Genomic DNA, 12,840 nt, shown 5'->3' with positions numbered 1-12,840 from the left:
TTGTTTTGACCCTCATTTGCGGTGTAACCCCCCAAAAACCCCGATTCCTCCCCTCGCTCCCCGGGGGGTTCTTTGTATGGGCGTAAACTCCCGGCCATACCACTCACGACCACGGTCAGTCGTTGAGCCAGGCGGTGGCTTCGGCGGCCCAGTAGCTCAGGATGACGTCGGCGCCCGCGCGGCGGATCGAGGTGAGCACCTCGAGGATCGTGCGCTCGCGGTCGAGCCAGCCGTTGGCGGCGGCGGCCTCGACCATCGCGTACTCGCCGGAGATGTTGTACGCCGCAACGGGAACCGAGGACAGGTCGGCCGCGGCCCGCACGACGTCCAAATAGGACAGAGCGGGCTTGACCATGACCATGTCGGCGCCCTCTGCGATGTCCAGCTCGATCTCGCGCAGCGCTTCGCGCGCGTTGCCGGGGTCCTGCTGGTACGTCTTGCGGTCGCCCTTGAGCTGTGAGTTCACCGCCTCGCGGAACGGGCCGAAGAACGCGCTGGCGTACTTCGCCGAGTACGCGAGGATGCCGACGTCGGCGTGCCCGGTCTGGTCGAGCGCGCGGCGGATGACGCCGACCTGGCCGTCCATCATGCCGCTCGGGCCGACCATGTGCGCGCCCGCTTCGGCCTGCGCGACGGCCATCTCGGCGTACACGCTCAGCGTGGCGTCGTTGTCGACGTTGCCGTCGACGTCGAGCACGCCGCAGTGGCCGTGGTCGGTGAACTCGTCGAGACAGGTGTCGGCCATCAGCACGGTCTCGTCGCCGAGCTCGGACCGCAGGTCGCGCAGCGCGACGTTGAGGATGCCGTTCTCGTCGATGCCGCCGGAGCCGGTGGCGTCGTGCTTTTCGGGGACACCGAAGATCATCAGCCCGCCGACCCCGCCACGGACGGCGGCGACGGCGGCTTTGCGGAGAGAGTCACGGGTGTGCTGGACGACACCCGGCATGCTCGCGATCGGGCGCGGTTCGGTGGCGCCCTCTGCCACGAACATCGGCAGGATGAGCTGACGGGGCCTCAACGTGGTTTCCCCCACCAGCCTGCGCATGGCCGGGGTTACACGGAGTCTGCGGGGACGATGTTCTGGGAACACTCCCCCAAGGTTACGCCTGTCCGGGTGAGCCCCTTCCACCAAGCCGGACTTGGCGGAAGGGGCCTGAACTCAGCGGACCGGCACGCTCACCTTGTTGCACGCCGACGGCGGGGCGGTGCACGCGGAGACGCCCAGCGAAGCAGGCGCGATCTCCTCGGAGGTCAGCACGAACTGCTTCGACTGGCCGTTGGACTGCAAGGTCCAGCTCTGGCTGCCCAGCCAACCGCCCAGCTCGAGCCTGGCGATCAGGAAATTCTCCGGCGGCGTGGTGTCGGTGAGCCGGACGACGATCCGCGCCCGGTTCTGCCCGGAGAGGTACTCCACGGTGCCGTCGACGCGCTGCGCGTCACACCCGGCAGGGCTGCAGACCGAGAACGGGCTCACCGCCTCCTGCGTGGCAGACGCGGTGCCCGTGAAACCGAGTACTCCGAACGCCGCCGCGCCGGTGGCCGCGGTGATACGGGCAGCACGAGAAATGCGTTTCACATTCACTCCCCAGTGACGATTCCCGATGTGTTTCACCAGGAAAAGGCCAGGTTAGCGCCACCTCCGACGGCTCAGGAACAGCTTTCAGCCACCACTGAAACGCGAAATGGCCGCCTTGAAAAAGGCGGCCATTTCACGAATCAGATTCAGCTGCGACGAGCGCGCTTCGCCTTGCGGGGCGGCGGCAGCGCACCCTCGGCGCGCAGGCGCGCGGCGTGCTCCGCCAGCGCGTCCACCAGGTGCGGGATGTCGGCCTTCTCGGGCTGGACGTCCACGCGGAGCCCGAACTCGACCGCGGTCTCCGCGGTCTTCGGGCCGATGCACGCGACCAGCGTGCGGGTGTGCGGCTTGCCCGCGATGCCGACCAGGTTCCGCACGGTCGAGGACGAGGTGAAGCAGACCGCGTCGAAACCGCCGGTCTTGATCATCTCGCGGGTCTCGGCTGGCGGCGGGGCCGCACGGACGGTCCGGTACGCCGTCACGTCGTCGATCTCCCAGCCACGGTCGCGCAGACCGGCCGACAGGGTCTCGGTGGCGATGTCGGCGCGCGGCAGCAGCACGCGGTCGACCGGGTCCAGCACGTCGTCGTACGGCGGGAACTCGGCCAGCAGGCCCTCGGACGACTGCTCGCCGGTCGGGACCAGCTCGGGGATGATGCCGAACGAGCGCACCTTGGCCGCGGTCGACTCGCCGACACAGGCGATCTTCACGCCGGAGAACGCACGCGCGTCCAGGCCGAACTCCTCGAACTTCTCCCACACCGCGCGGACCGCGTTGGTGGAGGTGAAGACGATCCACTGGTAGCGGCCGTCGACGAGGCCCTTGACCGAGCGCTCCATCTGGGCGGGGCTGCGCGGCGGCTCGACCGAGATGGTCGGCACCTCGTGCGACGTGGCGCCGTGGCCGCGAAGCCGCTCCGCCATCTCGCCAGCCTGCTCCTTGGTGCGCGGCACCAGGACCTTCCAGCCGTACAGCGCGCGCGACTCCCACCACGACAGCTTGGAGCGCTGCCCGGCCGCCTGGCCGATGGTGACGATCAGCGGGCCGACGAGCTCACCGGCCTCCTGCGACACCGACTGCAGCGTGGTGTCGAGGGTGCGCTGGGTGTTGATGGTGCCGTTGGAGGTCACCGCGACCGGGGTCGACGACGGCAGCCCGTGCTCGACCAGCTGCGACGCGGCCTCGGCCAGGTGGCTCGAGGTGGCGTTCAGCACGATCGGGCCTGCCGACTTGGCCAGCGCGGCCCAGTCGATCTCCTCGCGCACGTCCACCTCGACGTGCGTGCCGCCGAGCGCGACACCGGCGTAGGCCGGGACGGCCGCGCCTGGCGAGACGCCGGGGACGATGTCGAAGACCGCGCTGGTGCGGGACACGGCCTGCACCTCGGCGACCACGGCGGGCTGGGTCAGCGGGTCACCGGCGATGAGCCGGAGCACCAGCCGTCCGGCCTTGGCCTCGTTGGTCAGGTCCTTCGCGACCTCGGTCGGCTCACCGACGGCCGGGCGGACCTCGGCCTCGGCGCTGGCGAAGGCCAGCACACCGGCGGGTACGTCCGGGTCGGTCACCACGACCTCGGCCTTGGCGAGCAGCTCCTGGGCGCGGACGGTCAGCAGACCGGCGTCACCAGGGCCCGAGCCCACGAAGGCGACACGCCCTGTGGTCTTACGCGCGGGGGTCATCGTTTGCGTTTCTCCTCGTAAGCGGCCGTAGTCCATCCCGGCCGGATCTTTCAGCGTCTCACTGGTTGGTGCGGCCCGGTCCCGAGAGCGCTCCGGCTCCCAGGTCCAGCAGCTCGGCGGCCAGCGTCCGGCCGAGCTCTACCGCTTCAGTCTTTTCCGCGAGCGCGGAGGCTCGCAGCATGTCCACCGCTCCACCCTCGAACTCGGCGGCAGCGGTGCCGCGCAGCGAAATCCGTTCGATGACCGCGCCCTCGGCGTCCAGGTCCTCGACGACTTCCGCCAAAGCTCCGACCGGGGCGCTGCAGCCCGCCTCGAGCGCCGCCAGCAGCGAGCGCTCGGCGGCAACGGCCACCCTGGTCGTTTCATCGTCCAATGTGGACCGGAGCAGGTGCTCGGTGTCCACATCGGCCGACCGGCATTCCACCGCCAGCGCACCCTGCGCCGGCGCGGGAAGCATCTGGATCGGGTCGAGCGTCTCGGTGATCGCGTCGCCGCGGCCGATCCGCACCAGTCCGGCACGGGCGAGGACGACGGCATCCAGCTCGCCGCTCGAGACCTTGCCCATGCGGGTGTCAATGTTGCCGCGAATCGGCACGATTTCCAAACCGAGGCCCAGCGCCTGCAGCTGCGCGGTGCGCCGAGGCGACCCGGTGCCCACTTTGGACCCTGGCGGCAGCTCACCGAGAGTGAGGCCGTCACGGGCGATCAGCGCGTCGCGCGGGTCCTCGCGCGGCGGCACGGCGGCCAGCGAAATGCCCTCGTGCGGCGCGGTCGGCAGGTCCTTGTAGGAGTGGACGATCACGTCGACGTCGCCTGCCAGCAGCGCGTCGCGCAGCGCGGAGGTGAACACCCCGACCCCGATCGTGGGAATCGGCGCGCTCGAAACATCACCGGGCGTGGTCACGGTGACGAGTTCGACTTCGGCGCCGGTCGCGCGCAGGGCGTCGGCGACCGTTCCGGTCTGCGCGAGTGCGAGCTTGCTCCCGCGCGTCCCGATCTTGATTACTCGGCTCACTTGTCTGCTTTCGGATTCACAGTCGGTGGTGCTGTGGGGCTGGCGACCGCGGCGGGGGCCTGCGGATCGAGGCAGAACAGCTCACGCAGCGCGTTGGCGTAATCGGTGTCGGCCGTCTCGGCGGCCAGCTGCTTGACACGCACGGTCGGCGCGTGGAGCAGCTTGTCGACCACGCGGCGCACCGTGCGGCCCACTTCTTCGCGCACCGCGACATCCATGTCCGGCAGGCGGTTGTCCAGTCGGAGCAGTTCGGCGTCGACCACCTCGGCCGCGCGGCGGCGCAGCGCGGTGACGGTCGGGGTAACCTCGGCGCTGCGCTGACCGGCGAGGTACTCGCGCACCTCGTCGAGCACGATGCCTGCGGCGCGGGCCTTCTGCTTCTCCGTGGTCGGGGTGCCCGCGTCGTGCATGCGGCGCTGGACGGTCTCGAGGTCGACCAGCGTCACACCGGCGACGCTCGTCACCGCCGGGTCCACGTCACGCGGGAGCCCGAGGTCGCAGATGACGACCGGCTTGGTGCGCGCCACGAGATGCTCGAGAGTCACCACCGCGTCCTGCGAGCCGGTGCACGCGACGACGACGTCGGCCTTCGCGACGGCGGCGGCGAGTTCGCTCATCGGCATCGCGCTCGCCGGCACGCCGTTCTCGGTGATCGACGCGGCGAGGCGTTCGGCGTTGACCTGGGTGCGGTTGACGACGGTGATCCCGCCGACACCGGCCTTGCGCAGGTGCGAACCGGACAGCGCGCCCATCGAACCGGCGCCCACGATCAGCGCGTGCGCACCGGTCAGATCACCGGCGGCCGCCAAGGATTCGGACACGACCGAGGCACCGAGTGCGTCAAGTCCGGTCTCGGTGTGGACCCGCTTGCCGACGCGCAGCGTGGTCTGGATCAGCTCGTGCAGCGTCCGGCCGACGGTGCCGGCCTCGCGAGCCTCCGCATAGGACGATCGCACCTGGCCGAGGATCTGGGTCTCGCCGACGACCATCGAGTCCAACCCGGACGCGACGTTGAACACGTGCTCGACGGCGGCGCCCGCGTAGTGCACGTACAGGCTGTCGTAGAGGTCGGTCTGGTCCATCCCGGCCTGCGCGGCCAGCACGTCCGTGACGTCGCCCAGGCCACCGTGGAAGGTTTCGACGACCGCGTAGACCTCGGTGCGGTTGCAGGTCGAGACGAGCATGACCTCGCTGACGTGCGGCGCCTGCTGCAGCTGGTGCAGGACCTTGCCCTGGTTGTGGGGCGCGATGGCCACGCGCTCGAGTGTGGTGAGTTCGGCGCTGCGGTGGGACAGGCCGACAGCAAGAATGCTCATGTCTGAATCACGTACCCGTTCCCGGTTCCGTTCGCTCCGAGTTCCGCGTCGGCCCGCCGTGCCACGTGGAAGGACAGGATCTGCAACTCGACGGCCAGGTCGACCTTGCGTACTTCTATATGCGATGGCACTTGAAGTACTACTGGGGCGAAGTTGAGGATGCACTGCACGCCACCCGCGACCAGGCGATCGCAGACGGACTGCGCCGCGGTCGGCGGGGTGGCGATGACACCGATGGAGATCTCCCGCTCCTCGCACACCGCGGCGATGTCCTCGAGGTGCGAGACCGGGATGCCGCCGACCGGGATGCCGATCAGGTCGGGGTCGAGGTCGAACAGCGCCTCGACGGGGAAGCCGCGGCCGGGGAACCCGCCGTAGTTGGCCAGCGCGTGGCCGAGGTTACCGATACCGACCACGGCGACCTTGTGCTTGCGGGTCAGCCCGAGAATCCGCTCGATCTCCTCGATGAGCACGCTGACCTCGTAACCGACGCCGCGCGTGCCGTACGAACCGAGGTAGGACAGGTCTTTGCGCAGCTTGGCGGAGTTGACCCCGGCGGCCGCGGACAGCTCCTCGCTGGCGACCGTGGTCGCGCCCTGGTCCGACATCCCGGACAGCACCCGCAGGTAGACGGCCAGCCTGGCGACGGCGGCCTCGGGGATCGAGCGGGCGCGTACCGGGTCGGCCTCGACGGTCACCGCGGGCATCTCGGCTGTCGGCGCGTTGTCCGCGTCCGGCGTGCCGGCGGCCACCGCGGCCCCGTTGCGCCGGCCTCGCTGTGACACCACGCGGTTCTCCTCACCGAAAACGCAAAAACTGACTCTTGACCCGGCGAGCGTCTTCCGGTTCGATCCGGGCGCCGCACGGGGCCGATGCGTCTACGGTAGCCACTTGTGAACGCAGGCACAAAGTCACAGGTCGGCGGCATGACGAACGCCACGCAGGGGTCGTGAGCGTTCCGAACGGCCAGAACCGCCCGCAACGCTCACGACCCCTGGGGGATCCGGCCGTCAGGACTTGTTGGTGCCCGGGGTGAGTACCTTGCCGATCACGAAGACCGTCGCGTTCTTGGTCGGGATGTTGCCGCAGAGAATCGGGTTGCCGTTGACGGTGATGTTCTCGCCGGAACCTTCGATTTTCAGCGGGCCGCCTTCGGTGTCCAAAGTGTCGATGGAAACCTCGTCCGCGAGGCCTTTCGCGTCATAACGCTTGCTCGCGACGTGGTATTTGAGAATGGGCGCGAGCTTCGCCGGATTGTTCGCCAATTCCGTGAACTTCGCGTCACCCAATGCCTTGAACGCGTCGTCGGCAGGCGCGAACACCGTGATGCCGGGCGCCGAGTTGAGCGGGTCGACCAGGTTGGCCGCGGTGACGGCCGCGACCAGCTTCTTGAGCAGCGGGTTCGTGCTGGCCGCGCTGCCGACGGGCTGCGGGCCCATGGAGTCGAGGCTGCCTGGCGCGTTGCCGGTCGGCAGCTTGGCGCAGGCTGGACCGAACACGTCGGCGTTGGTCGTGACGCCGTCGCTGCCCGAAGCCGCCGAAGACGAAGCCGAGGCAGGCGCTGCCGCCGGCGGTGGCGCCGGGGCCGGTGCGGAGTTCGACGTGGTGCCGCCCATGCTGCAGGCACTCAGCGCGAAAGCGGATCCGATGGCGATTCCGACGACACCACGAACATTCTTCACTGCGCATCACTCCAGCCGGGGAAGGGGAAATCTCACGGACAGGAGGTATTCGCCGCCGGTGCGGAAGTGGATTGGAATTATTTTGGTCGTGAGTGGTACGGCCGGTTCTAACCGGTCAAAACACTCACGACCCCTAGCGGGCGTCGAGCGAGACGGAATGCCAGCCGGTCGCGCCGTCGGGAACCACGTCGGCACGCGCTTCGGTCTGCGTGTATCCGGCCTGATCGGTCGCACGGACGAACAGCTGATGCGTCCCCTTCGGGACGTCCACGTCGAGCCACCACATGCGCCAGGCATCCTTCGTCACCTCGGCGGAGAGCATGGCCTGCTGCCACGCGCCCTGGTTCAGCCTGACCTCGACGCGCTCGATGCCGGTGTGCTGCGCCCACGCGATGCCGGACACCCGCAGCGGGCCGGTGCCCACCTGGGCGAACCCGCTCGGGCGATCGATCCGCGACTCCGTCTTGATCGGCCCGAACTGGCCCCAGCCACGCTTGAGCCAGTAGGCCTGGCGATCGGCCCAGGTGGTCAATTCCAAGTCGGTGACCCATTTCGTGGCCGACACGTACCCGTACAGCCCCGGCACCACGAGCCGCGCCGGGAAACCGTGCTCGACGGTCAGCGGCTCGTCGTTCATGCCGATGGCGAGCATCGCGCCGCGGTTCGGATCGAGCATGATCGGCACGGGCGTGCCGGCGGTCCAGCCGTCGACGCTGGTCGAGAACAGCTGCTCGGCGCCGGGTTTGACGCCTGCCTCGTTGAGCAGATCGGCCAGGTCGACGCCGATGAACTTGCCGGTGGAGATCAGGTTCCCGCCGACCTCGTTGGACACGCAGGTCAGCGTGACCACCCGCTCGACGAGCGGCCGGTTGCGGATGTCCGAGTAGGAGAAGGTGATCTCCCGATCCACCATCCCGTGGATCTTCAGGCTCCAATCCTCGATGCGTACCTGCGGCACCACCAGCGCGGTGTCGATCTTGTAGAACTGCTCGGGCGCCATGGTCAGGAACCGCGGCGTGCCGAACTTGGCGAAGTCCGCGTCCGCCGGGATCGGCGGCGCGGTGCGCGCGGCGACGAGCTTGCCGACGGTCGCGCGCGAGCCTTCGGCATCCTTCGAAGCCCCGATCGACTGCCCGGCCAGACCCGCGACTCCGGCGCCGACCGCGACTCCGGCCCCGGTGATCAGGAACTTGCGTCGGGTCGTGCCCTCCGCGGGCTCGGCGTAGGTCTGCGGGAGCAAGATCCGATGCAGCCAAGTGAACACCCCGACACCGACAAGAACGCTCACGAACGGCGCGAGTATCGCCAGCTGCCCCAGATCGGGCCTGCTCATCACGGCCGCGATGCCCGCGACGCCGAACAACCCGACGATGATCTGCCCCGCCAACGGCTTGCGCCGGGAGAGCACGCCGGCCAGGCACGCCGCCAGCAGCATCACCAGCGCCATCCCGGTCAGCAGCACGGCCTTGTCGGCGGTGCCGAACGTGTCGACGGCCCAGGTCTTCACCGGCAGCGGCGTCAGGTCGATCGCCGCGTTGCCGACCGCGAGATACGGCGACGCGTTCAGCCCGACGAAGGCCGCGACCAGGTGCCCGGCGGCCAACGCGGCGACCGCGGCCAGCACGCCCGCCAACGCGCCGAGCGGTATCGGCAGCAGCCGGGAGTTCGTTTTCAGATCACTCACACTCCCATCTTCGGAGCGGAGTGCCGTCCCGGTTGGCCAGAGCGCCTTACGGCTCGCTTACGCCCTCCCGTCTCCCACCGCCACCCTCAACGGAGTCGCTTCGCGACGCTCATTTCAGTGTTTTGCGGAGCCGCGGCTCGTCCACCGACCAGTAGCTGTGCTCGTCACCGTCGACCAGGATCACCGGAACCCGGTCGCCGTACTCGGCACGCCATTCCGGGTCGCTGTCGACGTCGGCGGTCGTCCACTCCACGCCGAGCTCGGCGCAGATCCGCGCGACGTCCTCCTCCGCCTTGACGCAGGCGGAGCAACCTTTCCGGCTCATCACCGTGACCTGGTGCGACATGGTTTCAGCGTAGCTTGATACGCCTGAGTTTCCCGGTCGACGAGTGCGGCAGGTCGTCCACGAATTCCACGGTCCTCGGCACCTTGTACCCGGCGACCTTGGCCGCGACGTGCTCGATCACCTGCTGCTCGGACAGCGCGGCACCCGGCGCGGGCACGACGACGGCCTTGACCGCCTCGCCGGTCCGCTCGTCGACGACGCCGACCACGGCGGCCTCGATGACCTCCGGGAGCTCGTTGATGATGTTCTCGACCTCGGTCGGATAGACGTTGAAACCGTTGACGATGATCAGGTCGTTCGCGCGGTCGACCAGGTGCAGATCGCCGTCGGTGTCGAGGTAGCCGACGTCGCCGGTGCGGAACCAGCCCTCCTCGTCCGGCCCGTGGTCGCCGTCCGGCCAGTACCCGGAGAACAGGTTCGCGCCGCGGACCGCGACGAGCCCGGTCCCGGAGCCGTCTTCGAACGGGTCGTCCTCGTCTTCGGGCAGCTCGGGCTTGCCGTCGCTGTCGACCAGCCGCAGTTCGATGCCAGGCAGCGGCCTGCCGACCGACCCCGGCTTCGGGTAGCCCGTGACCAGCGTGGAAGTGACCACCGGCGCGCATTCGGTGAGCCCGTAGCCCTCGAACACGCCCAGCCCGGTCGCCTGGCGGATCGCGGCGAGCACCTTCGGGTGCAGCGGCGCGGCGCCCGAGGTGAGCCTGCGGACGGTCGCCAGCCCGGTGGCCAGGTCTTCGGCGGGCAGCGCGGCGAACTCGGCGTACATGGTCGGGACGCCCGCGATCGCGGTCACGCGATGCGTCGCGCAGTCCGCGAGCGTGCGCTTCGCCTCGAAGCGCTCGGCGAACACCACGGTCGCGCCGACGGCGATGGCGGTCAGCAGGCCGGGGCCCAAGCCGTAGACGTGGAACAGCGGAATGGTGATCAGAATCCGGTCGGCCCACTCCAGCGTGCCCGGCCCGGCCTGCAGCACCTGGTCGACGTTCGCGCGCAGCGCGCGATGCGACAGCATCACGCCGCGCGGCGGGCCGGTGGTGCCTGAGGTGTACGAGATGACCGCTATGTCCTCGCCGGTCCGGCCGACGTCGACCGGCTCCCCGGGCTCGACGCTGGGCGCGACGGACGAGACTTCGGCGGGCAGTCCGTCAAATGGCTCGCGCTCGACGACCAGCTTCGCGCCGCTGTGCTCCAGCAGCTGGAGCAGCTCCGGGCCGGGTGCCTGCGGCGAGATGGGCACGACGATCGCGCCCGCCCGCAGCGCGGCGAAGAACGAGACCGCGAAATCCGGCGAGGTCGGCAGCCGCAGCGCGACCCGGTCACCTGGCTCGACGCCCGCCGCGATCAGCCGCGCCGCCAGCCCGTTCGCGGCGGCGTCGAACTGTGCCCAGGTGAGCGTGCCGCCGGTGCCCGTCTCGATGAGCGCGACATCGTCCGGCCAGTTGTCCCCGGCGTGGGCAAGCAGCTGCGAGACGCTCAAATCGACTCCCGTGGTTCGGCGTGGAGGACCGTTGCCAGTTTGTCATCTCCTCCCCCGTCATGGGGATACGCGCGCTCCGTCGCATCTCCGCAAGCTGGACACCACTACCTACTTCCCGGTAACAACACGTATGCTGCCGAAGCGGACCCGAGTGTCATTGCTCACTCAGGGTCAGAAAGGGAGTCACCGTGACCGCTGTTGACGAAGCAGTCCGCACAGGTCAAGACTCCCTGCGGGGACTCGGGGGCATTGACTACAGTGGCGAGCCCGCCGGAGGTGCCTCGAGATGAGCCTGCAAGTCGCCGCGATGCGTGGACCCGCCGCACTGGTGGCAGGGCACATCATCAGGCGTTCTGCTGCCAAGGCCACTCCCAAGAAAGATCCGGAACTCGCGAAGACCGAGGCGTGGGAACTCGTCACGGCCGCCCAGAAGGGCGACTCGGGCGCGTTCGGCCTGCTCTACGACCGCTACGTCGACGTGGTCTACCGCTATGTGCTCTTTCGGCTCGGCGACCGCGACCTGGCCGAGGACGTCACCAGCGAGACGTTCCTGCGCGCGCTGCGGCGCATCACCTCGGTCAGCTACCAGGGCCGTGACGTCGGCGCCTGGTTCGTCACCATCGCGCGCAACCTGATCCTGGACCACGTGAAGTCCAGCCGCTTCCGCCTCGAGGTCGTCACCGACGAGGTCACCGAGCCGACGGTGCAGGGCCAGCCGGGCCCCGAGCAGGAAGCGATCACCCGCGCGACCAGGACCGAGCTGCTCAAGTGCGTCGCCGAACTGGGCGATGACCAGCGCGAATGCATCATTCTGCGCTTCATGCAGGGCCTGTCGGTCGCCGAGACCGCGCAGATCATGCGCCGCAACGAAGGCGCCATCAAGGCATTGCAGCACCGGGCCGTCCGCAGGCTGGCCCAGCTGCTGCCGACCGGCATTCGTTAGCACTATTTATCTACTTTCCAGTAGCCGTAACTCCGGGGTACTCCGGATCGTTCTCATTCCGACTGTGACCGGTGATGGAGTCGGAGTGCGGAACTTGAGGCGTGAGCGCGACGAGGGCGAAAGGTTCGCTCGCGCCCTCGACGACCCCTCGGAAGCCGGCGAGTTCGGCGCCGAACTCGCGTTGATCGGCAGCCTCCGTTCACTCGGCGCGGCAGGCACGCCGGACGCGGAGACCAAGCGCCGCATCCGCGCGGAGATCGTCGGCAGGCTCACGCCGCCCGACGAGGAGCCGGAGCCGTCGCGCGCCCCGCGCATGATGACCCGCGTGCTCGTGGCGGCCGCGACGGTGGCGATCGCGCTCGGCGGGCTGAGCATGGTCATGTCGAAGGACGCTTTGCCTGGCGACGCGCTCTACACGATGAAGCTCGCGGGCGAGCAGGCCGAGCTCGGGCTCACCTTCGGCGAGCAGGAGAAGGCCGAGAAGCACCTCGAGTTCGCCACCAACCGGCTCAACGAGCTGACCCGGCTGACTCCCGCCACCCCCGCCTTCAGTGAAGGCCTCGCCGACTTCGAGACCGAAGCACGCCAAGGCGTCACGCAGCTGACCGCGTTCGCCACGGCCAACGGCGGTCAAGTCCTGCTGACGCAACTGCGGGACTGGGCCCGTCAGCACACGGGCAGGCTCGCCGCGGCCGACCCGACGCTGTTGAAGGTCGAGCGGCGGGCTACGGACCTTTCCGGGCGGCTGAACTGCTACCAGATCACCACGGGCCTGGCTGACGAACTCGGCATGCTGCCCGCGACCGGCGTCTGCGAGCAGGCGCCGTCGAAGCCGCCGCCCAACCCCAACGAGCCAGAGCAGACGCCGACCGTGCCGACCTCGGTGCTGACGTCGACGGGCTCGCCGTCGTCCGGGGTGTCGCGCCCGACCAGCGCCGGTGCGCCGCCGTCCGGCAGCGCGGCGAAGCCGCCTCCGGTGATCCCGCCGCCGATCCTGCCGACGCAGTTGCCGCCGCTGCCGATACCGACGACAAGTCAGCCGCCGTTGATCTCGTTGCCACCCTTGTTGCCTGGCCTGCCGCCTATCATCATTCCCTAGGCTTGACGCGAGCCAGGTTCCGTGGT

12 protein-coding genes are annotated in these 12,840 nt (G+C 69.2%); 2 read left to right on the top strand and 10 right to left on the bottom strand.

Going from position 1 to position 12,840, the window contains the following annotated elements; all coding sequences use genetic code 11:
- Window positions 1-115: 115 nt before the first annotated feature.
- The 10 genes from hemB to ACFV15_RS27965 form a co-directional block, all read right to left on the bottom strand.
- On the bottom strand, window positions 116-1,090 hold the full coding sequence (gene hemB, locus ACFV15_RS28010; protein WP_378353691.1) for a porphobilinogen synthase: 975 nt from the start codon (window positions 1,088-1,090) through the stop codon (window positions 116-118).
- 69 nt (window positions 1,091-1,159) lie between these two features.
- A complete protein-coding gene (locus tag ACFV15_RS28005; protein ID WP_378353689.1) occupies window positions 1,160-1,576 on the bottom strand; it encodes a hypothetical protein in 417 nt (138 codons plus the stop codon).
- A gap of 146 nt (window positions 1,577-1,722) precedes the next feature.
- Window positions 1,723-3,255: a uroporphyrinogen-III synthase gene (locus tag ACFV15_RS28000; RefSeq protein ID WP_378353687.1), complete on the bottom strand. Its 1,533-nt coding sequence runs from the start codon at window positions 3,253-3,255 to the stop codon at window positions 1,723-1,725.
- Window positions 3,256-3,313: 58 nt separating this feature from the next.
- Window positions 3,314-4,270, bottom strand: a complete 957-nt coding sequence (hemC, locus tag ACFV15_RS27995; protein WP_378353686.1) for a hydroxymethylbilane synthase — start codon at window positions 4,268-4,270, stop codon at window positions 3,314-3,316.
- Window positions 4,267-5,586: a glutamyl-tRNA reductase gene (locus ACFV15_RS27990; protein WP_378353684.1), complete on the bottom strand. Its 1,320-nt coding sequence runs from the start codon at window positions 5,584-5,586 to the stop codon at window positions 4,267-4,269. The genes hemC and ACFV15_RS27990 overlap by 4 nt, the downstream gene beginning before the upstream one ends.
- Window positions 5,583-6,374: a redox-sensing transcriptional repressor Rex gene (locus ACFV15_RS27985; RefSeq protein ID WP_378353683.1), complete on the bottom strand. Its 792-nt coding sequence runs from the start codon at window positions 6,372-6,374 to the stop codon at window positions 5,583-5,585. Before ACFV15_RS27985 ends, ACFV15_RS27990 begins: the two co-directional genes overlap by 4 nt.
- A gap of 222 nt (window positions 6,375-6,596) precedes the next feature.
- Window positions 6,597-7,202: a fasciclin domain-containing protein gene (locus ACFV15_RS27980; protein WP_378353735.1), complete on the bottom strand. Its 606-nt coding sequence runs from the start codon at window positions 7,200-7,202 to the stop codon at window positions 6,597-6,599.
- A gap of 199 nt (window positions 7,203-7,401) precedes the next feature.
- A complete protein-coding gene (locus tag ACFV15_RS27975) occupies window positions 7,402-8,943 on the bottom strand; it encodes a molybdopterin-dependent oxidoreductase (protein WP_378353733.1) in 1,542 nt (513 codons plus the stop codon).
- 118 nt (window positions 8,944-9,061) lie between these two features.
- Window positions 9,062-9,298, bottom strand: coding sequence for a glutaredoxin family protein (locus tag ACFV15_RS27970; protein ID WP_378353681.1), 237 nt, complete (start codon window positions 9,296-9,298; stop codon window positions 9,062-9,064).
- A gap of 4 nt (window positions 9,299-9,302) precedes the next feature.
- A complete protein-coding gene (locus tag ACFV15_RS27965) occupies window positions 9,303-10,772 on the bottom strand; it encodes an AMP-binding protein (RefSeq protein WP_378353680.1) in 1,470 nt (489 codons plus the stop codon).
- 286 nt (window positions 10,773-11,058) lie between these two features.
- Between ACFV15_RS27965 and ACFV15_RS27960 the strand changes: the two genes are divergently transcribed.
- Together ACFV15_RS27960 and ACFV15_RS27955 are read left to right on the top strand one after the other, a co-directional pair.
- Entirely contained in the window at window positions 11,059-11,715 is a 657-nt protein-coding gene (locus tag ACFV15_RS27960; protein ID WP_378353678.1) for a sigma-70 family RNA polymerase sigma factor, read from the top strand.
- A gap of 85 nt (window positions 11,716-11,800) precedes the next feature.
- Window positions 11,801-12,814, top strand: a complete 1,014-nt coding sequence (locus tag ACFV15_RS27955; protein WP_378353676.1) for a DUF5667 domain-containing protein — start codon at window positions 11,801-11,803, stop codon at window positions 12,812-12,814.
- Window positions 12,815-12,840: the final 26 nt, after the last annotated feature.

The organism is Amycolatopsis sp. NPDC059657, from assembly GCF_042734395.1.
GTDB lineage: Bacteria > Actinomycetota > Actinomycetes > Mycobacteriales > Pseudonocardiaceae > Amycolatopsis.
The sequence above is the reverse complement of the archived record's forward strand: the minus strand, read 5'-3'. Positions and strand labels throughout refer to the sequence as shown.

Coding starts and splice junctions, on each gene's coding strand:
- ACFV15_RS28000 (WP_378353687.1), bottom strand. CDS start 3,255: ATGACCCCCGCGCGTAAGACCACAGGGCGTGTCGCCTTCGTGGGCTCG.
- ACFV15_RS27980 (WP_378353735.1), bottom strand. CDS start 7,202: ATGGGCGGCACCACGTCGAACTCCGCACCGGCCCCGGCGCCACCGCCG.
- ACFV15_RS27970 (WP_378353681.1), bottom strand. CDS start 9,298: ATGTCGCACCAGGTCACGGTGATGAGCCGGAAAGGTTGCTCCGCCTGC.
- ACFV15_RS27990 (WP_378353684.1), bottom strand. CDS start 5,586: ATGAGCATTCTTGCTGTCGGCCTGTCCCACCGCAGCGCCGAACTCACC.
- ACFV15_RS27960 (WP_378353678.1), top strand. CDS start 11,059: ATGAGCCTGCAAGTCGCCGCGATGCGTGGACCCGCCGCACTGGTGGCA.